The sequence below is a fragment of the Tahibacter sp. genome, from assembly GCF_032229445.1.
Lineage (GTDB): Bacteria > Pseudomonadota > Gammaproteobacteria > Xanthomonadales > Rhodanobacteraceae > Tahibacter.
Genome location: NZ_JAVTWC010000114.1, coordinates 1 through 19979, shown reverse-complemented (window position 1 = coordinate 19979; position 19979 = coordinate 1). Strand labels below are relative to the sequence as shown.

General features: G+C 66.6%; 14 protein-coding genes. 8 read left to right on the top strand and 6 right to left on the bottom strand.

Annotation, left to right across the window (positions count from 1 at the left end; translation table 11 throughout):
- Window positions 1-59: 59 nt before the first annotated feature.
- Together RUU78_RS20975 and glk are read right to left on the bottom strand one after the other, a co-directional pair.
- Window positions 60-2858: a TonB-dependent receptor gene (locus RUU78_RS20975; RefSeq protein WP_313919628.1), complete on the bottom strand. Its 2799-nt coding sequence runs from the start codon at window positions 2856-2858 to the stop codon at window positions 60-62.
- Window positions 2859-3164: 306 nt separating this feature from the next.
- Window positions 3165-4196 carry a glucokinase gene (gene glk / locus RUU78_RS20970; RefSeq protein WP_313919627.1) on the bottom strand — a complete coding sequence of 344 codons (1032 nt, stop codon included), beginning with the start codon at window positions 4194-4196 and terminating at the stop codon, window positions 3165-3167.
- Window positions 4197-4617: 421 nt separating this feature from the next.
- Here glk and RUU78_RS20965 point away from each other — a divergent pair, with 421 nt between their 5' ends.
- Window positions 4618-5931: a sugar MFS transporter gene (locus RUU78_RS20965; RefSeq protein ID WP_313919626.1), complete on the top strand. Its 1314-nt coding sequence runs from the start codon at window positions 4618-4620 to the stop codon at window positions 5929-5931.
- Window positions 5932-6126: 195 nt separating this feature from the next.
- Window positions 6127-7176, top strand: coding sequence for a LacI family DNA-binding transcriptional regulator (locus RUU78_RS20960; RefSeq protein ID WP_313919625.1), 1050 nt, complete (start codon window positions 6127-6129; stop codon window positions 7174-7176).
- 30 nt (window positions 7177-7206) lie between these two features.
- Here RUU78_RS20960 and eda read toward each other — a convergent pair whose 3' ends face one another.
- The 4 genes from eda to zwf form a co-directional block, all read right to left on the bottom strand.
- Window positions 7207-7860, bottom strand: a complete 654-nt coding sequence (gene eda / locus RUU78_RS20955) for a bifunctional 4-hydroxy-2-oxoglutarate aldolase/2-dehydro-3-deoxy-phosphogluconate aldolase (RefSeq protein ID WP_313919624.1) — start codon at window positions 7858-7860, stop codon at window positions 7207-7209.
- Complete coding sequence (edd, locus tag RUU78_RS20950) at window positions 7857-9680, bottom strand: phosphogluconate dehydratase (RefSeq protein ID WP_313919623.1); 1824 nt, start codon at window positions 9678-9680, stop codon at window positions 7857-7859. The genes eda and edd overlap by 4 nt, the downstream gene beginning before the upstream one ends.
- 69 nt (window positions 9681-9749) lie before the next feature.
- Window positions 9750-10508 (bottom strand): 6-phosphogluconolactonase, encoded by a 759-nt coding sequence (pgl, locus tag RUU78_RS20945; RefSeq protein ID WP_313919622.1) that lies wholly within the window; start codon window positions 10506-10508, stop codon window positions 9750-9752.
- Window positions 10492-11967 (bottom strand): glucose-6-phosphate dehydrogenase, encoded by a 1476-nt coding sequence (gene zwf, locus RUU78_RS20940; RefSeq protein WP_313919621.1) that lies wholly within the window; start codon window positions 11965-11967, stop codon window positions 10492-10494. Before zwf ends, pgl begins: the two co-directional genes overlap by 17 nt.
- A 751-nt stretch (window positions 11968-12718) precedes the next feature.
- Between zwf and RUU78_RS20935 the strand changes: the two genes are divergently transcribed.
- The 6 genes from RUU78_RS20935 to RUU78_RS20910 form a co-directional block, all read left to right on the top strand.
- Entirely contained in the window at window positions 12719-13468 is a 750-nt protein-coding gene (locus RUU78_RS20935) for a GntR family transcriptional regulator (protein WP_313919620.1), read from the top strand.
- 184 nt (window positions 13469-13652) lie between these two features.
- Window positions 13653-14696, top strand: coding sequence for an SIS domain-containing protein (locus tag RUU78_RS20930; protein ID WP_313919619.1), 1044 nt, complete (start codon window positions 13653-13655; stop codon window positions 14694-14696).
- Window positions 14696-15835: an N-acetylglucosamine-6-phosphate deacetylase gene (nagA, locus tag RUU78_RS20925; protein ID WP_313919618.1), complete on the top strand. Its 1140-nt coding sequence runs from the start codon at window positions 14696-14698 to the stop codon at window positions 15833-15835. Before RUU78_RS20930 ends, nagA begins: the two co-directional genes overlap by 1 nt.
- A 246-nt stretch (window positions 15836-16081) precedes the next feature.
- A complete protein-coding gene (locus tag RUU78_RS20920) occupies window positions 16082-17713 on the top strand; it encodes a TldD/PmbA family protein (RefSeq protein ID WP_313919617.1) in 1632 nt (543 codons plus the stop codon).
- A 176-nt stretch (window positions 17714-17889) separates the two neighbouring features.
- The gene (locus RUU78_RS20915) at window positions 17890-19230 is read left to right on the top strand and encodes a TldD/PmbA family protein (RefSeq protein WP_313919616.1); all 1341 of its coding nucleotides are present in this window, start codon (window positions 17890-17892) and stop codon (window positions 19228-19230) included.
- A gap of 141 nt (window positions 19231-19371) precedes the next feature.
- The coding region (locus RUU78_RS20910; protein WP_313919615.1) for a DUF4159 domain-containing protein at window positions 19372-19979 on the top strand (608 nt) is incomplete at its 3' end.

The window sequence follows — 19979 nt, the reverse complement described above, 5'->3', positions numbered from 1 at the left end:
CCGCACCGCCGGCGTCGGGCGCAGCACGCGAGACTCGCTCGCGTGCTGTGCCGCGTCGTTCAGAACTTGAAGCGCGCCGTGAGGTAGTACTGGCGCCCGTTGGAGTAGATCGAGCGCGGCTGATCCTCGTTGAGCGCGTAGTACTTGAGCTTGGGCTGGTTGAGATTCATCCCGTCCAGCGACAACGCGAAATTGTCGCTGAAGGTGTAGCCCAGCGAGGCGGACAGATAGCCCGCCTCGGCCTGCGAGAACGCCGTGGCGCGATCCAGACCGCTGTAGAAGCTCGACCGGTAGGTATACGAAACGCGGGCGTTGAAACGTTCGTTCTCGAAGTAGCCGCCGACGGTGTACGTGTTCTTCGAGGTGCCCACGAGCGGCCGGTTGCCGACCTCCTTGCCGTCGGTGTAGGTGTAGTTTGCCGAGATGCCGAAGTGGTCCGACAACGGCTGCTCGTACGCCAGCTCCACGCCTTTGACCTTGCCGCTGCTGTTGACCGGCACAGTCAGCACGTAGGGCACATTGACGCCCTGCGGGTTGTTCTGGTCGAAGGTGAGATAGGTCTCGGTGATCCTGCCGAGGCTGATGTAGCTCTTCAGATCCATGTAGAACACGCCGGCGGACAGCAGCGCGTTCGGCGCGAAATACCACTCCAGCGAGGCATCGAAATTGGTCGAGCGTACGGGCTTGAGGTTGGGATTGCTGCCGCTGCCCGAGCCGACGCCGCCGGCTACCGCAGGCGGCGACAGTGAGATCGGCCCCGCCAGCGCCGAGTAGTCGGGCCGCGTCATGGTCTTCGACGCCGCAAAGCGCGCGATCAGGTCGTCGGCCACCTCGAGCTTGAGATTCGCGCTGGGCAGCCAGTCCTTGTAGGTGTTGTCGAACGCGGTCGGCAGATACGGGCCGAATGCGGACGTGGTTATCGCGCCCGGCGTCTGCGCCGTCGCGTTGACATTCGCGATCACATGTTCCTGCGTCCGTACATAGCGCAGGCCGATGTTGGCGCTCCAGCCGTCACCGGCGAGGTCACCCTGGATATAGGCGGCATCGTTGCGTTCGGACAGCGCATAGTTCTGCGACCAGTCGCTGCGCGTCACTGGATCCCGATTGGTGAAGCGCGCGTTGTACGCGGCAAGCTGCTCCGGCGAGTAGTACCAGATATTGCGCGGAAAGACGCCGCCGAGGTCGCTGCCGAAATCGCCGGGGTAGTTCTGGAATCCGTTCGGATAGTTGGCCGGGTTGAACGGCGAGGTCGCCGGATCTACGCAGTTGAACGTCACCGGATCCCAGTTGAAAGCCGAGCCATCCGAGCAGCGCGGCCCCTGACCGATCACGCCGTCCGACTTACGGTCGTGATCGCTGCTCCGCACGCCGAAGCGCATCAGCGTGAATGCGCCGTCGTTGAACGAATATTCGCCGTCGAGCTGGAGCCATTGTTCGTCGTCGCGCACGTTGATGTTCTGCGCGCCGAAGATCCAGCCGAGCGTGTTGGCGGACGGGCTGCCCGTGTTCTCGTTGCCCAGTCCCCAGCTCGCTGCGCGATCGATGCCGTTGATGCTGTACCAGCCGCCGGTGCCGATGCCGGTATTCCACTCCGCAACGTCCTGCGTCGGCGTCTTGCCGTGACCGCGCGTCGTACCGACCTTCGACGTGAAGATCAGCGCATCGGTCGCACGGAAGGTGGCGTCGAAATTGAAGAACATCGAATCCGAGCTGGAATCCGGGCGCGAGATCTGATCGTAGACGCCATAGGTCGTGCCGGCGACGGGACTGAAGTTCGCGCTGACCAGCGTGTTGTTGCGTACCACGTAGCCGGAGTCCGGTCCCTGGCCAGCGCCGCGATTGAGCACATGGGTCAGCCAGAACATGTAGTTGCGGTTGTAGTTGCTCGCGTCCATCTTTGATTTGAACGCACTGAAGTTCAGGTCCAGCCGGTCGCCCGCGCGAATTTCCAGGTCGACGAGACCGCCCTGGCGCTTGCGCTCCTGCTCGAACAGCGCCGAGCCGATCAGCGTCGGGTACCACACGTTGGCGAGGCTGGGATTCGCCGCGGCCACAGCGCTGTCGGGCGCGATCTGCTCGTAGCCGAGCAGTTCCTGTCCGTCGCGGCGCAGGTGGCGCTCCTCGGAGAAGGCCTGGACCATGAGGCCCATCGTGCCGCCCGCATTCTTCCAGTTCAGCAGACCGCTGAACTGCGGCGAATTCTTGTCAGGCAGCTCCGCATGCACGCCGCCGACGGACCCCTCGATCGTCAGCGGCTCGGCAAAGTCGAGCGGGCTGCGCGTCTGGATGTTGACGTAGCCGGCGACGCCGCCTTCGACGTCGGAGGCCTGCGCCGTCTTGTGCACGACGACGCTGCCGACGAGCTGGGACGGCAGCAGCGAATAGCTCACGCTGCGCCCCACCGACCCGGTCTGGTTGAGCACGAACCAGTCGCCCGAGGAAACGGGATGGCCGTTGATCAGCGTCTGGGTCAGGCTCGCATTGGTTCCGCGCATGCTGACACGGTCGTTTTCGTCGAAACCGCCTTCGTTGGCGCTGGCCGAACTGATCGTCACGCCGACGACGCGCTGCAGCGAATCGGCGACGTTCTTGTCCGGCATCTTGCCGATGTCTTCCGCGGTGATCACGTCCACGTGCGATTCCGCGTCGCGCTTCGTGTCGAGCGACTTCTGCATGCTCTGGCGGATGCCCTTGACGACGACTTCCTCCAGCTCCTGCGTGTCGCGCGGGTCGGCGGCGGACTCGGTGTTGTTCGCGGATTCGACGGCGGCCTCGGCCGCGGTTTCCGCGTGCGCGACGCCGTAGAAGCTCAGTGCGGTGACGATGCTCAGGGCGAGCAGGTTTCTGCGAATGATCATGAAGTGTTCCCCTTCCCTACCGTTTTGTTGTTTGCCGCCGGGTGCCGGCTGCGCGCGCAACCTCGCCTTACGGGCCTCGGTGAGTACGTTCTTGCCTACGCGTCCTGTCCCACGAACCATCTTCCATACGCTTGCGCCCCGCGCGGAGCGGAATCTCGTCGAGTTGGGAACAAAGGGCGGCGCATCGCTTTCATGTTCCGCACCCGATCCTCCCAATCTCGCCATCGCCTGCTTTGCAGGCATTGGCCGCCTCGCTCACTCAAGGTGGCCGTGTAAACAAAGACCTTTCTACCTTTTCGATCGCTGCTATCCGTCGTCGTCGCGCGCGTCGAGCATCCAGCAGGCCGCGCCGATCACGCCAAGCTGGCCGTGGTCGATGAGACTGACTGGGATGCGTTCCAGCACAGGGCGCATGACGCCCTTGGCGAGGAACCGCGCACTGAAATTCGAATGCAGCAGGAACTGGCGGATATGGGGCAGGATGCCCCCAGCCAGGTGCACGCCGCCGCGCGCGCCGCAGCTCAGCGCGAGATCGCCGACCACGCCGCCGAGCCAGGCGCAGAACAGATTCAGGGTTTCCGTCGCGAGCGGGTCGTGCGCGCTCAGCGCGGCTTCGGTGATCGACGCCGGCGCGCGCAGGTGCGGCTGCGCGCCGCGGATCGCGCACAGCGCGTTGTAGATCTGCACCAGGCCCGGACCCGACAGCGCGCTTTCGTTGCTGACGTGAGCGGACTGGCGCATCAGCACGCGCAGGATCTCGATCTCGAGCTCATTGCCCGGCGCGAGCGCCGCCTGTCCGGCTTCCGTCGCGAGAACGATGGGACGATGCCGGCCCGGTATGCGCACGGCGGCGCCGAGTCCGGTGCCGGGACCGACGATCAGGGTGGGACCGTTCGCCGCGGCTTCGGCGTCGCCGGGCAGCAGTACGCACTCGCTCGCGCGCAGGTAGTGCGTGGCACAGGCCACGGCTTCGAAATCATTGACGAGGGCGACGTCGGCAACATCGATCTCGCTGCGGATCTCCGCGAGCGACACGGCCCAGGGCAGGTTCGCGTTGACCAAGGTGTCGCCGACCGCGACGCCGGCGCAGGCGATGGAGACGCGCTGCACCGGCACATCGCCGATCGACTGCAGGAAATGCTTGAGCAGCACGCCGAGATTCGGGAAGTCGGCGCAGACGTACTTGTCGTAGCGCTCGACCGCGACAGCGGCGGAGCCGGCGTTCACCTGGCGCACCAGCCCGACCCGCGCATGCGTGCCGCCGACGTCGGCAGCGACGAACGGCACGGCCTGCGTGCTACCGAGCTCGGCGAATCGCTGACTGGCTGCTGCTGCCACGCGTGTGCTCCCTTCCATTGCCCCGGTGCCGCGCCTCGGAGGCTCGACGGGGGCCGAGTCTGAAACTTGCGTGACAACGTTGTCAATAGGTATGCGGCAGCGACTTGTCCGGACTGCAATCTCTCGCTGCGGTGCCGGTGAACGCGGTCACGGACTGGTCTGCCATCCGTGGCACATGTGTATGCTTTTTATGTGTTTTATCGATCTTCGTCCGGCCGCCCCAAGTAGCCTGACCGGACGGCAATCGACGCTGCGCCGCAACATTTCCGGCAGGTGCAATTGCGCGCCGGCCAGGGCAAGATATGACAACGTTACTAGTACCGCGACCGTCACGGCATGACGGCTCGCGGACACCGCCCGCGCGAGCCGGTCGCCCAAGACGATCACCGCGTCCGCAGTCCTTCCGACGGGGAATACAGGCATGTCCAGCGCGACCACCGCGGCGAATCCCGCCAGCTACCGCAGCTCCATCGTCATCATCGGCGTGCTTTTCTTTATTTTTGGATTCGTGACATGGATCAACGGCCCGCTGATCGGCTTCGTCAAGCTCGCCTTCGATCTGGATACCGACGCCAAGGCCTTCCTGGTGACCTTTGCGTTCTACATGGCGTATTTCTTCCTCGCCCTGCCCTCGTCGATGATTCTCGAGCGCACCGGCATGAAGAAGGGCATGGCCCTGGGCCTGGGCGTGATGGCCGTCGGCACGGTGATATTTGGCACTTTTGCCACAATGAGAAACTATCCGGTCTGCCTCGGCGGCCTGTTCGTGATCGGTTCGGGCCTGTCGCTGCTGCAGACCGCGTCGAATCCCTACATCAGCATTCTCGGCCCGATCGAGAGCGCCGCCGCACGCATCAGCATCATGGGCATCTGCAACAAGGTGGCCGGGATCCTCAGCCCCATCGTCATGGGCGTGCTCGTGATGAAGGACGTGGGCCTGCTCGAGGCCAAGGTAGCCGCGGCAGCCACGCCGGAAATCAAGCATGAACTGCTGAACCAGTTCGCCGCGCAGATCTACTGGCCGTACATGGTCATGGCGCTGATCCTCGCCGCACTGGCGGTCTGGATCCTGCGCTCGCCGCTGCCGGAACTGAAAGCATCAGAAGCCAACGCCGCCGACGCGGACGGCGCGAACGGCCGCCGCAACAGCGTGCTGCAGTTCCCGCATCTGCTGCTCGGCGTGCTGTGCATCTTCCTGTACGTCGGCGTCGAGGTGCTGGCTGCGGACGCGATCGGCACCTACGGCAAGAGCTTCGGCATACCCAGCGAGGAGACGACCTACTTCACCGCGTTCACGCTGGCCGCGATGCTGCTGGGCTACGTCATCGGCCTGTTCACGATTCCGAAATACCTGTCGCAGGAACGGGGCCTGGCCATCTCCGCCGTGCTCGGCATCGTCTTCAGCGTCGCCGCTTACCTGACCAAGGGCTACGTCTCGGTCGGCTTCGTCGCCGCGCTGGGCCTGGCCAATGCGCTCATGTGGCCGGCGATCTTCCCGCTCGCGATCGCCGGCCTCGGGCGCTTCACCGAGAAGGGCTCGGCGCTGCTCATCATGGGCATCGCCGGCGGCGCGATCCTGCCGCGCATCTTCGCCGTGTACAAGGACATCTACGACTTCCAGCTCGTGTTCCTCGCGGTCGCCGCGCCCTGCTATTTGTATATTCTTTTCTATTCGCTCAAGGGCCATGCCGCCGGCCGCGGCAATGCGCGCAGCGGCGCGGCGGCACTGGCCTGAATCCGCCCGGCCGCGCCCGACCGCACAGGCCGCTGCCGGGGGCGCCGGCACGTCCGGCGCCGCGCTGTTTCGCCGGCGACGAATTCGGCAGGCATGTCTAGGCGCTAGCGCGGTTTCCGGCCACAATCGGGGCCGGTCCGCGCGTGTTCGTACGGCCCGGAACCAGACTACTGCCGTACCTTGCAAGGCCCGCCGATGCGCAGTCCGACGATCAAAGACGTCGCCGAACGTTCCCAGGTTTCCCTCAAAACCGTATCTCGCGTCATAAACAACGAAGCCAGTGTGCGCGAAGGCACGCGCAACAAGGTGCTTCGCGTCATCGCCGAACTCGGCTACCAGCCCGACCTGTCGGCACGCAGCCTGCGCAGCGCGCGCTCCTACGCGCTCGGGCTGGTCTACGACAATCCGAATCCCTACTACGTCATCGCGGTGCAGAGCGGCGTGCTGTCGGTGTGCCGCGAATCGGGCTACGGCCTGCAGATCCATCCCTGCGATTCGAGCTCGCCGAACCTCGCCGACGAACTGGTCCATCTCGCGCGCCACTCGCGCCTGGCCGGCCTCGTGCTCGCGCCGCCGATGTCCGAGCGGCTGGAGCTGATCGCGCACCTGAAGGCCAACAAGATCCATGTCGTGCGCATCATCTCGGCCGCGGCCGATCCGCAGGACGGCTATCCCTGCGTCTACGTCGACGACCGCGACGCGGCCTACGACATCACCAAGCACCTGATCCAGCTCGGCCACCAGCGCATCGGCTTCCTCTGGGGCGGCGAGGCGCATCGCTCGAGCCCGGAGCGCTATCGCGGCTATGAGAGCGCACTCAAGGACTACGGCATCGCGCTCGACAAGAAGCTGATCCTGCACGGCGACTACAGTTTCGACGACGGCTTCCGCGGCGCGCGCAAGCTGCTCGCGCTCAAGGACAGGCCTACAGCGATCTTCGGATCCAACGACGAGATCGCCGCGGGCGTGCTCGCCGCGGCGAAGTCCTCGGGGCTCGAAGTACCTTATGACCTGTCTATCGCCGGATTCGAGGACAGTCCGTTCTCCAAGCAGTCCTGGCCCGCGCTGACAACGGCCAAGCAGGCGACCGAAGAGATCGCGCGCCACGCGACGCAGTTGCTGATCTCCGAACTCGACCGCGAGGAAAACGACGTCGAGAAACTCACCGTCTTTGGCAACAAGGGCTTCAGCCCGCAGCTCGTGATCCGCGGGTCCACCGGGCCGGCGCGCACGACGACGCCCTGAGGTCAGCCGAACGGGCTTTTCGTTCACCCATCAGCTGTGCCGCAGCGACGCCGCCTCTCGCGCCAGCGCCGCGATCGCCGGCCAGTTGGCGGCGTCGACGAGGTTTCCCGGCGTCAACCACGAGCCACCGACTGCGATCACGTTGGGCAGTGCCAGCCACTGCGCTGCGGCGCTCGCACTGATGCCGCCGGTGGCGCAGAAGCCGATACCGGGCAGCGGCGAGGCCAGCGCACGCACGAAGTCGACGCCGCCGGCCGGCACGGCCGGGAAGAATTTCTGCCAGCGATAGCCGCGTTCGAGCAGGGTCATCGCCTCGCTTGCGCTGGCCGCGCCGGGCAGATACGGCAGCGCACTGTCGTCGGCAGCATCGAGCAGCCGCGGCGAATGCCCGGGCGATACGGCGAAACGAGCGCCGGCCGCGGCCGAAGCGTGCAGATCCTGCGGCGTCAGGACGGTACCGGCGCCGACGGCGACACCGTCGACTTCATTGGCGATCGCGCGGATCGCGTCGAGCGCGACCGGCGTGCGCAACGTGATCTCCACGGCCGGTATGCCACCCGCGACGAGCGCACGTGCGAGTGGCACGGCGTGTTCGAGCCGCTGCACCACGACCACGGCGACTACGGGCGCGAGCCGCAGCGTGGCTTCGATCTCGGCCTGGCGCGCACGCATCAGTTCGCTCATTCGACGGCTCCGAAAATGGTGGCGCCGGTATCGGCCGTACTGACCTGGGCGCGGAAGAGCGCGAACATCTCGCGGCCGAGGCCGTGGCTGTTGGCGCTCAGATCGGCCGTTGCCGGCACGCGGCTTTCCCACTCCTGCGCATCGACCAGCGCCTCGATCTGGCCGTTGACGGCGCAGACGCGCACGCGGTCGCCGTCGCGCAGCTTCGCGATCGGGCCGCCGCTGGCAGCCTCGGGAGTCAGATGGATCGCCGCCGGAATCTTGCCGGACGCGCCGGACATGCGCCCGTCGGTCACGAGCGCGACGCGCAGTCCGCGCCCCTGCAACACACCGAGCGCCGGCGTGAGCTTGTGCAGCTCGGGCATGCCGTTCGCGCGCGGTCCCTGATGGCGCACGACCACGATGACGTCGTCGGTGAATTCGCCGCGATCGAACGCCTTCTGCGCCGCATCCTGGTCGTCGAAGATGCGCGCCGGCGCTTCGATGGTGTAGCGATCCTCGGGTACCGAGGACACCTTGATCACCGCGCGCCCCAGGTTCCCCGTGAGCAGGCGCAGCCCGCCGTCGGCGCGGAACGGCTGCGCGACCGGGCGCAGCGTATGCGGGTCGAGGCTGACCGCCGTACTCGGCAGCCAATGCACGGTTTTATCCTTTTCCAGGAATGGCGCATTGCGGTAGGCCTCCATGCCGGCGCCCGCGACGGTCGGGATGTCGTGCAGCAGTCCGGCATCGAGCAGCTGGGCGATCAGGAACCCCATGCCGCCGGCCGCGTGGAACTGGTTCACGTCGGCGCTGCCGTTCGGATAGACGCGCGCGAGCAGCGGCACGGCGGACGCGAGCGCGTCGAAATCTTCGAGACGCAGCTCCAGCCCGGCCGCGCGCGCGATCGCGACGAGGTGCAGCAGGTGATTGGTCGAGCCGCCGGTCGCGTGCAGGCCGATCACGCCGTTGACGAGGGCGCGCGCATCGATGATCTGCGCCGGCGGCAGATAGCTGTCGCCGAGCGCCGTGATCGCGAGCGCGCGGTCGACTGCGGCGACAGTCAGCGCGTCGCGAAGGTCGGTGTCCGGATGCACGAAGCTCGATCCGGGCAGCTGCAGGCCCATGATCTCCATGAGCATCTGGTTCGAGTTCGCGGTGCCGTAGAACGTGCAGGTTCCCGGCGCGTGGTACGAGCGCGCCTCGACGTCGAGCAGTTCGGCGCGATCGGCCTTGCCTTCGGCATAGCGCTGGCGCACGCGCGCCTTCTCGTCGTTGCTCGCGCCGCTGGGCATCGGACCCGCCGGCACGAACACCGCCGGGACGTGCCCGAAATGCAGCGCGGCAATCAGCAGGCCCGGCACGATCTTGTCGCAGATGCCCAGGTACAGCGCGGCGTCGAACATGTCGTGCGACAGCGCCACGCCGCTCGCGAGCGCGATCACGTCGCGCGAGAACAGCGACAGCTCCATGCCGGTCTTGCCCTGGGTCACGCCGTCGCACATCGCCGGCACGCCACCGGCGACTTCCGCGGTCGCGCCGCGCGCGCGCGCGGCCTGGCGGATGAGTTCGGGATAGCGCTCGTAGGGCTGATGCGCCGAGAGCATGTCGTTGTACGCGGTGACGATGCCGAGGTTCGGCACGATGCCGTCGCGCAGGCGCTGCTTGTCGACCGGGCTGCAGCCGGCGAAGCCGTGCGCGAGGTTGCCGCAGGACAGGCGATTGCGCCGCGGCCCGTTGCCGCGCGCCTGCGCCATGCGGTCCAGATAACGCTCGCGCGTCGCGCGGCTGCGCTCGTCGATCTCGCGGGTAACCCGCGCTACGGTCGGATTCAATGCCATATCGGTTCCTCAGGTCGCATCAGCGGCCGGAAGCTCCGCCGCCTCTCGCTGGCTTCGTGCGCTGCCGGATCAGCTGCACCAGTACATCCGCAGCGGCTCGCCGGCGCACTTGACCACCGCACGTATCGGCATCTCATCACTGCGCGTCTGCGGATCGAGCGCACGCGCAAGCACGCTGCGCTTCTCGGCGCCTTCGATATGCAGGTACAGCGCGGCTGTTGCAAGCAAGGTCGGCAAGGTCAGCGTGATGCGCGCCTCGGGTGCCGCTGGCGCCTGCAGCAGCACGACGCGCTCGCGGCCTTGCGGATCCAATGCCTGGGTCAACGTGTCGCCGCCCGGAAACAGCGACGCGGTATGGCCGTCGTTGCCCATGCCGAGCACGACCGCGTCGAACGGCAATGGCAGCGCTTCGATACGCCGCGCAATGCGCGCGATGGCCGCCGCCGGATCGCGCGCCGGCTCGAACAGCGGTTCGAAGCGTGCGGCCGCGGCCGCACCCGCGCCCCCGGTTTCGCGCAGCAGGCGGGCGGTGGAACGCGCGGCCTCGGGCGTGACCCCGCGGTCGTCGACCCCCGTCACCACCACGCGGGACCAGTCCAGGCGCAGGCGTCCGAGTTCACTGAGAAAGCGCCGCGGCGTGCTGCCGCCGGATACCGCCAGCAATCCGACACCGCGTGTCAGGATCGCGTCGCGCAGGTCGCAGCCCACCGCCGCGGCGAGTGCGCGCGCCAGGCTCGCGCCGTCGGCGTAGGCGTGCTCGATGAGGTTTGCGTGCAGGTCGCGGCGACGCATCGGCGGCTCGCGCACGGCTTCAAGGTGCATCTTCATGCCAGGTTCTTCCGTCACGTTCGATCAGCGCGACCGCCGCGCTGGGGCCCCAGGTGCCGGCGGTGTAACCGCGCGGCGCTTCATTGCCGGCCTCCCAGGCCGCGAGGATCGGATCGGCCCAGCCCCATGCCGCCTCGACTTCGTCGCGACGCATGAACAGGGTCGGATTGCCACGCACCACGTCCATGAGCAGGCGTTCGTAGGCGTCCGGATTGCGCACGCCGAAGGCCTCGGCAAAGCTCATGTCCAGCGCGACACGGCGCAGGCGCAGGCCACCGGGGCCGGGGTATTTGTTCATGAGCCAGAGCTTCACGCCTTCGTCCGGCTGCAGCCGCAGCACGAGCTTGTTCGGCGAGATCGGGCCGGCGTTCTCGCCGAAGATCGAATGCGGAATCGCGCGGAAGGTGATGACGATTTCCGATACGCGCTCGGGCAACCGCTTGCCGGTGCGCAGGTAGAACGGCACGCCGGCCCAGCGCCAGGTGCGCAGTTCGGCCTTGAGCGCGACAAAGGTCTCGGTGCGCGAGTCGGGCCGGCCGATCTCGTCGAGATAGCCCGGTACTGCGCCGCCGTTGGACGCGCCGGCACGGTACTGGCCGCGCACCGAACATTGCGCCGCGTTGGATTCGTCGATGGGTTTCAGCGCGCGCAGCACCTTGAGCTTCTCATCGCGGATCGCGTCTGGCGCGAGCGAAGCCGGCGGCTCCATCGCGACGAGGCAGAGCAGCTGCAGCAAGTGGTTCTGCACCATGTCACGCAGCGCGCCGGCGCCGTCGTAGAACGCGGCGCGCCATTCGACGCCGATGGTCTCGGCGACGGTGATCTGCACATGGTCGATGTGCCCGGCGTTCCACAGCGGCTCGAACAGCGCATTGCCGAAGCGCAACGCGACGAGGTTCTGCACGGTTTCCTTGCCGAGGTAGTGGTCGATGCGAAAAGTCTGCTGCTCGGCGAAGCAGCGCCCGAGTGCATCGTTGATCGCCGTGGCGGACTTGAGATCGCGCCCGATGGGCTTCTCTACGACGACACGTGCGCGGGCATGGTTGAGTCCGTGCTCACGCAGGCGCTCGCAGATCGGCACGAAGATCTCGGGACTGGTCGCGAGATAGAACACGCAGACGCGATCGGGCACGGCCTTCATCGCAGCGGCGAACTCGTTCCAGCCACCCTCTTTGCGCGCATCGAGGGCGTGGTAGCCGATCAGGCCGACGAAACCCTGCACGATGTCTTCGGGCAGGTTGCTGCCGAGGGACTTGATGACGGCCTCGCGGACCCGTTCGTGGTATTCGGCATCGGACAGCGCATCGCGCGCGACACCAATGAGGCGGCTGCCCGGCGGGATCTGCCCGTCGGCATAGCGGTGATACAGCGCCGGCAGCAGCTTGCGTACGGCGAGATCACCGGTACCGCCGAAGATCACGAGATCGAACGGGTCGACGTGGCTGGCTTGCGCGGTCACTTGACACTCCTGGGCTCGGTCGGCAAAAACAATACCATTGAAATACCACCGCGCAAAGCCCTGGACGGCAACGGCAGCGGCGAACCTATGATGCGCCGGCCGAGCAGACGATCATGTGACGGGGCGCGGAAGCGGTATGGGTCAGGGCTGCAGATACCGGACCGAGGACGGCGGCGCCCGTGGCGGGCGATATCGCGGCGCCGCAGGGTGTTTGCGAGCTGAGTTGCGCGCGACACCGTCGCCGCTTCGACCCTGGGGCGAGCGGTCAACAGGTGTGCGGGGCGCTGACCATACGTCGCGCCGGCACCGCACCGCGGTCGCGGCGCGGCTGCCACCCCATTCACGCAGCGAACGCGTTTTCCGCATCAAATACGCGACTTGAGACGCAGGAGCGTGGCGAACGGGGCAACATCGTCCCCACCCAACCCTCCCCCTGAAGGGGAGGGCTCAGTTTCAGGGCCGACAGGACTTTTCGCGTCAGCGTCCAACTGGCGCAGGCGCACCGCACCGCCGGAACAGCTTGCCCAACGATGAGCGGAATCGTGATTTTCACCGCGCCGGGACAGCCCTCCCCTTCAAGGGGAGGGTTGGGTGGCGATGGTGTAGGCGTGGACTCCACGCCGAGCCCGTTTCAGTGGTGCTCCCGAGCCCGCCTCGCTCCGTGCCCGGCCCACACGCCCCTGGTTGCCAGGCCAATACCACCCAGCAGCCGCTTTGCGTTTCTGGTATCTGACTGGTATTGTCCTGATCCATGCCCACTCCCCTGCTCAAGATCTGGCGCCAGCTCGGCCGCGAGAAGGCCACGCACCGCGAACTCGCGTGGATGCGCGTGCGTAATCTCATCGAGCGCGCTATCGCTGCCGGCGAGTTGCCGCCGGGCTCGGCGCTGCCGAGCGAGCGCGACCTCAGCCAGCAGCTCGCGCTGTCGCGCGTCACCGTGCGCAAGGCCATCGCCGGCCTCGTCGCCGACGACGTGCTGATCCAGCGCCAGGGCGCGGGTACTTTCGTCGCCGGCCGCATCGTCAAGTCGTTTTCGCGGCTGACCAGTTTCAGCGACGACCTGCGCGCGCGCGGCATGAATCCCCGCTCGGTGTTCCTGAGCCGCGGCAGTGGCGAAGTCACGCCGCAGGAAGCCATGGCACTGTCGCTGTCGCCCGGCGCGCGCGTCGCCCGGCTGCATCGCCTGCGCTATGCGGGCGAACAGCCGCTGGCGATCGAGCGCACCGCCGTGCCGCTGAACCTGCTGCCCGATCCCGACCTCGTCGTGAACTCGCTCTACGAAACGCTGGATGCCCTCGCCCTGCGTCCGCAGCGCGCGCTGCAACGCTTGCGCGCGGTCAACTTCGACGCGGACCAGGCGCGCCAGCTCGACGTCGCCGTCGGTGCCGCGGGCCTGCTGATCGAACGCCGCAGCTTTCTCGACGACGGCCGCGTAATCGAATTCACCTGCTCGTGGTACCGCGGCGACATGTACGACTTCGTGGCAGAACTTACCGGCTGAGCTGCGAGAGCACTTTCGCTTTTTTGCCCAACACCAGATCTCCACAACCCCGGCCCGTTGGGCGTTCAGAGTGATCAGAACCTGCGGTTCTGAGCGATCACTCTTCACCCCCTTGACTCAAGGGGGCCTTAGGAGCCGGAGCGTTTCCGGCGCGCACTTAGCCTCGCTTTTCTCCAGGACTGCCATGACCGCCCTGCCCGATGCCGAATCCACCCTGATGTTCCGCGAGGCGCACAGTGCCGCCGCGCTGATCGCCGCGCAGCTCGACGCCAACGCGGCGACGATCGCGAGGCTGACTGCGCGCCTGCGCGCGAAGCCGCCGCGCTTCATCGTGACCTGCGCGCGCGGCAGTTCGGATCACGCGGCCACGTTCGCGAAGTACCTGTTCGAAACCCAGCTGGGCCTGTGCACCGCGTCGGCCTCGCCGTCGGTGAGTTCGATCTATGCCGCGCCGCTGCAGCTCGATTCGGCGCTGTTCGTCGCGATCTCGCAGTCTGGCAAGAGCCCGGACCTCGTGCGCAACGCGCAGGCGGCGCGCGATGCCGGCGCGCAGGTGCTAGCCCTGGTCAACACCGAGAATTCGCCGCTGGCCGCCGTCGCCCACGACGTGATCGCGCTGCGCGCCGGACCGGAGCGCAGCGTAGCGGCGACAAAAAGCTATCTGTGTACGTTGTCCGCCCTGGTCCAGCTCGCCGCGTCCTGGAGCGGCTCGCGTGAACTCGACCAGGCGCTGGCCGCGCTGCCCGGCACATTGCAGCGCAGTTGGGGGCTGGACTGGTCGGCGCTGACCGACGGGCTCGCGCAGGCGCACAACCTGTTCGTGCTCGGCCGCGGCCTGGGTCTTGGCGCGGCGCAAGAAGCCGCGCTCAAGTTCAAGGAAACCAGCGGTCTGCATGCGGAAGCGTTCAGCGCAGCCGAGGTCAGGCATGGCCCGATGGCGCTGATCGGCCGCGGCTTCCCGCTGCTGGTATTCGCCCAGGACGACGGCACGCAGGCCGGCACACTCGCTGCCGCCGCCGAGTTCCGCGCACGCGGCGCGAAGGTCTTCGTCGCCGCACCTGGCGATCCGTCCGGCAGCACGCTGCCGCTAGTCGAGGCGGTGCATCCGGTCTGCGCGCCGCTGCTGCATGTACAGAGCTTCTACCGCGCCTGCAACGCGCTCGCGCTGCGCCGCGGGCACAATCCGGACCTGCCGCCGCACCTGAACAAAGTCACGGAAACCGTCTGATGGCCGTCGTCCTCGTCAATGCCCGCGTGCTGGCCGACGATGGCCTGCGCGACGACCTCGCAGTGCTGGTCGACGGCGCGCGCATCACCGATGTCGTCGCGCGCGACGATCCGCGCGCCGCGTCCGCCAGCGCACTCGACCTGCAGGGCCGCTACCTGTTGCCCGGCTTCATCGACTGCCAGGTCAACGGCGGCGGCGACGTGCTGTTCAACGACGCACCGGGCGTGGACACGATTCGCCGCATCGGCGCGGCGCATCGGCGCTACGGCACGACCGGCTTCCTGCCCACCCTGATCAGCGATTCCCGCGAAACCATGGCCGCGGCGATCGACGCGGTCGACGCGGCGATCGCGCAAGGCGTGCCGGGCGTGCTCGGCATCCATCTGGAAGGCCCGTATCTCGCGCCGCAGCGCAAGGGCGCGCACGACGCGGCAAAGTTCCATAGTCCGGAAGCGGCCGATGTGGCGCTGGCCGCCTCGCTGCGCGGCGGCGTTACGCTGCTGACGCTGGCGCCGGAGCAGGTCTCCGACGCTGCGCTGCAGGATCTGGTCGCGCGCGGCGTCATTGTCGCCGCCGGCCATACCGCGGCCAGCTATGACCAACTCATGCACGCCTTCGACCTGGGCGTGCGCGGCGTCACGCACCTGTTCAATGCGATGACGCCGCTGACCGGGCGCGAGCCCGGCGCGGTTGGCGCGGCACTGGATCACCGCGACAGCTGGTGCGGGATCATCGCCGACGGCCATCACGTCCACCCGGCCAGCCTGCGCACAGCGATCCGCGCCAAGCCACGCGGTCGCATCTTCCTCGTCACCGACGCCATGCCGCCAGTCGGCGGCATACACGGCGAATACACGCTGGCCGGCCAGCGCGTGCTGCTGCGCGACGGCCAGTGCGTCAACGAGCAGGGCGCGCTGGCCGGCTCGGCGCTCGACATGGTCAGCGCGGTTCGCCACACGGTTGAGCAGCTCGGTCTTCCACTCGAAGAAGCCGCGCGCATGGCCTCGACCTGGCCGGCCGAATTCCTCGGCCTGGGTTCAAGCCACGGCCGCATTGCCGCAGGCTATGCCGCCGACTTCGTCGTGATCGACGAGGCCTGGACCGTGCACGAGACCTGGATCGCCGGCCGCCGCGACTGACCCCTTCGGACGGATGCCTCATCCGTCCCGGGAAGCGCACGCTGCAGTCGGCCGATGGCGGAATCGGGTGCTCGCCAGCAGGCGGATCGTTGCTATTTGCCCGGAACTCGATCACTTCCCCATGTCCTTCGTCACACGACAGGGGACCGCGAGTGAACGAAGATCGGTCGCCCCCGGGCGTCTGCGCGTGTAGCCAACCTTTGCGCGCCACCGCCCATCCAAGCTGCGCCCATTGGGAGAGTGAATATGGACAGACGCGATTTCCTGCAGTTCGCCGGTGCCGGTGTCGGCGCGCTGCTGCTTCCCGTATACGGCCGCGCCATCGCCGCCGAAGAGCTGCTGAGCAGCGTCGATGTCGCGAGCAAGAAGAAGCTCGCCGACGCGGCCCTGGAGGCCGCCAGGAGCAGCGGCGCGAGCTACTGCGACGTGCGCATCGGCCGCTACCTGCGCCAGTTCGTCGTCACGCGCGAGGATCGCGTCGAGAACGTCGTGAACACCGAATCCGCCGGTGTCGGCGTCCGCGTGATCGCCAACGGTACCTGGGGCTTCGCCGCCACCAGCATCGCCACGCCGGAAGCCGTCGCGAAGGCCGCGCGCCAGGCCGTGACCATCGCCAAGGCCAACGCGCGCCTGCAGGCCAAGCCGGTCGAGCTGGCGCCGGTCAAGGGCGCCGGCGAAGTGTCCTGGAAGACGCCGATCCAACGCAATGCGATGGAGGTGCCGATCAAGGAAAAGGTCGAGCTGCTGCTCGGCGTCAACGCCGCGGCGATGAAGGCCGGCGCGAGCTTCATCAATTCCACGCTGTTCCTCGTCAACGAGCAGAAGTATTTCGCCTCGACCGACGGCTCGTACATCGACCAGGACGTGCACCGCATCTGGGCGCCGATGACGGTCACCGCGGTGGACAAGGCCAGCGGCAAGTTCCGCATTCGGCAGGGCCTGTCCGATCCGCGCGGCATGGGCTACGAATATCTCGAGCCCAAGGCCGCCGACAAGGTCGAGCTGCCCGGCGGCGCGGTGGTGTACAACAATTCCTACGACATGGTCGCCGACGCGGTCGCCGCGGCCAAGCAGGCCCAGGAAAAGCTCAAGGCGCGTTCGGTCAAGCCGGGCAAGTACGACCTCATGCTCGATCCGTCGCACCTGTGGCTGACGATCCACGAATCGGTCGGCCATCCGCTCGAACTCGACCGCGTGCTCGGCTACGAAGCCAACTATGCCGGCACCAGCTTCGCCACGCTGGACAAGTGGAAAGAGAAATTCCAGTACGGCAGCGAAAAGGTCACCCTGTTCGCCGACAAGATCCAGCCGACCTCGCTCGGCGCGGTCGGCTACGACGATGAAGGCGTCAAGACCCAGCGCTGGGACCTCGTCAGCAAGGGCAAGCTCGTCAACTACCAGGTCATCCGCGACCAGGCCCACATCCTCGGCCTCAAGGAATCGCAGGGCTGCTGCTATGCCGACTCCTGGTCCAGCGTGCAGTTCCAGCGCATGGCCAACGTGTCGCTGGCCGCGGGGGAAGCCAAGCTCAGCCCGGCCGACATGATCAAGGACATCGAGAACGGCATCTACATCGTCGGCGACGGTTCGTTCTCGATCGACCAGCAGCGCTACAACGCGCAGTTCGGCGGCCAGCTGTTCTATGAGATCAAGAACGGCAAGGTCACCGGGATGATCGAAGACGTCGCCTACCAGATCCGTACGCCGGAATTCTGGAACGCCTGCGTCGCGGTCTGCGACCAGAGCGACTACCGCCTCGGCGGCTCGTTCTTCGACGGCAAGGGCCAGCCCGGCCAGGTGTCGGCGGTGTCGCATGGCTCGTCGACGGCGCGCTTCAACGGCATCAACGTCATCAACACCGCCCGCAGCCTCGGCTGATCCGCAGGAGAAACGGTCGTGGGAACCTCAGGACAAAGCGATATTTGCTTTTGCTTTTGGAGCCCCCTTGAGTCAAGGGGGCGGCCAAATGCCTGCAAAGCAGGCGTTTGGCGGGGTTGTGGGGATCTGGTGCAGATCACAAGAGCGTTACTTCAACCAGTTGACAAGAGGTTCCCATGAGCATTCTTTCCGAGCAGGAAGCCAAGGCCATCCTGGACAAAGTCGTCAAGTTTTCGAAGGCCGACGAGTGCAGCGCGCAGCTCACCGGCACCATCACCGGCAATATCCGCTATGCGCTCAACAGCGTCTCCACCAGCGGCACGGTCGACGACCTTCAGCTGGGCGTGCAGGTCGCCTTCGGCAAGCGCGTGGGCACCGCGACGATCAACGAGTTCGACGACGCCTCGCTGGAGAAGGTCGTGCGCCGCGCCGAGGAACTGGCCAAGCTCGCGCCGGAGAATCCGGAATTCATGCCGGCCATCGGCAAGCAGACCTACAAACCCAGCGAAACCTTCAGCGCCAAGACCGCCGGCGTCACGCCGGAATACCGCGCCGATGTCGCCGCCGCCTGCATCGAGCCGTGCAAGGCCGACAAGCTGGTCGCGGCGGGCTTCCTGACCGACACGCAAAGCTTCTTCGCGATGGCCAACAGCAACGGCAACTTCGCCTACCAGAAGTCCTCGGGCGTGGATTTCACCTGCACCGTACGCACCGACGACGGCCGCGGCTCGGGCTGGGTCGCGCGTAACCTGCGCGACGTCGACGCGTTCGATGCGAAGAAGGAGATCGCGATCGCGATCGACAAGGCCAAGCGCTCGGCCGACGCCAAGGCGCTGGAGCCCGGCAAGTACACCGTGATCCTGGAGCCGGCCGCAGCCTCGGGCCTGATCTCCTTCATGATGTTCGGCTTCGACGCGCGCCAGGCCGACGAAGGCCGCAGCTTCCTGTCCAAGAAGGGCGGCGGGAACAAGGTCGGCGAGAAGCTGTTCGACGAGCGCGTCACGATCTACGCCGATCCCTGGGACAAGGAAGCCGCGGTTGCGCCGTTCGACGCACAGAACGACGGCCTGCCGCGCGAGCGCATGAACATCATCAGCAAGGGCAAGGTCGAGTATCTGCAGTACTCGCGCTACTGGGCCGAGCAGAAGAAGAAAACTGCGCAGGGCCAGCCCGGCAACCTGATCATGGTCGGCGGCGACAAGTCGACGATGGACCTGGTCAAGAGCACCAGGAAGGGCATCCTCGTCACGCGCACCTGGTACATCCGCATGGTCGATCCGCAGACCGTGCTGCTGACCGGACTCACGCGCGACGGCACCTTCTACGTCGAAGACGGCGAGATCAGGTACCCGATCAAGAATTTCCGCTTCAACGAATCGCCGGTGATCATGCTCAACAACATCGAGGAACTCGGCAAGCCGGTGCGCGTCGGCGACGACGAATCGCCGTTCGTCATGATGATCCCGCCGATGAAGATCCGCGACTTCACCTTCTCGTCGCTGTCGGACGCGGTCTAAGGCGAGTGGAGAGGAGGAGAGGAGTGAGAAAATGAGTCTCGTCTCCCACTCCTTCCTCCTCTCTCCCGCCTCGGAAAATTGAGGAAAGAATCGTGTGAACGGCGCTGACTCTTTCCTCGCTTCTCTCGCCTCTTTCCTACTATGACCCGTTCCGAATTCCTCCGCCTCCTCTGCGCCGCCGGCGCCGGCGCGCTCGTCGCGCCGCGGCTGCGCGCCGAGACGAAGAGCTACGATTTCCGCTTCACCCGGCTGATGTACGAGTCCGGCGACTGGGACGTGGACCAGCGCATGCCGTCCAACGTCATCGATGCGCTGATCCAGTACACGACCTTGCGCGTCGACCCGGTCGAGCAGGTGCTGCCGCTGGCTGATCCGCGCATGCTCAACGCGAGTTTCTGCTATCTCGCCGGGCACAAGCTCGTCGAGTTCAATCCCGACGAGAAGCGCAACTTCGAACGCTACGTGCGCAACGGCGGCTTCGTCTTCGTCGACGACTGCAACCACGACATCGACGGCCTGTTCGCGAAATCCTTCGAGGCGCAGATGGCGCAGATCTTCGGCGCCCAGGCCCTGCAGAAGCTGCCGAAGAAGCACCCGCTGTACAGCAGTTTTTTCCGCTTCGACGATCCGCCCGCGACCGGCTTCGAGCTCAACGGCTGGGGCGACGACCTCGTGCACGACTACCTGCGCGGCATCAGCATCAACGGCCGCCTCGGCGTGCTCTACAGCAACAAGGACTACGGCTGCGA

Bases quoted from the DNA above. Each gene is read 5' to 3' on its own strand.
- RUU78_RS20930 (WP_313919619.1), top strand. From the start codon at position 13,653: ATGACCGCCCTGCCCGATGCCGAATCCACCCTGATGTTCCGCGAGGCG.
- RUU78_RS20915 (WP_313919616.1), top strand. From the start codon at position 17,890: ATGAGCATTCTTTCCGAGCAGGAAGCCAAGGCCATCCTGGACAAAGTC.
- RUU78_RS20935 (WP_313919620.1), top strand. From the start codon at position 12,719: ATGCCCACTCCCCTGCTCAAGATCTGGCGCCAGCTCGGCCGCGAGAAG.
- RUU78_RS20960 (WP_313919625.1), top strand. From the start codon at position 6,127: ATGCGCAGTCCGACGATCAAAGACGTCGCCGAACGTTCCCAGGTTTCC.
- RUU78_RS20965 (WP_313919626.1), top strand. From the start codon at position 4,618: ATGTCCAGCGCGACCACCGCGGCGAATCCCGCCAGCTACCGCAGCTCC.
- RUU78_RS20975 (WP_313919628.1), bottom strand. From the start codon at position 2,858: ATGATCATTCGCAGAAACCTGCTCGCCCTGAGCATCGTCACCGCACTG.
- eda (WP_313919624.1), bottom strand. From the start codon at position 7,860: ATGAGCGAACTGATGCGTGCGCGCCAGGCCGAGATCGAAGCCACGCTG.
- RUU78_RS20920 (WP_313919617.1), top strand. From the start codon at position 16,082: ATGGACAGACGCGATTTCCTGCAGTTCGCCGGTGCCGGTGTCGGCGCG.
- pgl (WP_313919622.1), bottom strand. From the start codon at position 10,508: ATGAAGATGCACCTTGAAGCCGTGCGCGAGCCGCCGATGCGTCGCCGC.
- edd (WP_313919623.1), bottom strand. From the start codon at position 9,680: ATGGCATTGAATCCGACCGTAGCGCGGGTTACCCGCGAGATCGACGAG.
- nagA (WP_313919618.1), top strand. From the start codon at position 14,696: ATGGCCGTCGTCCTCGTCAATGCCCGCGTGCTGGCCGACGATGGCCTG.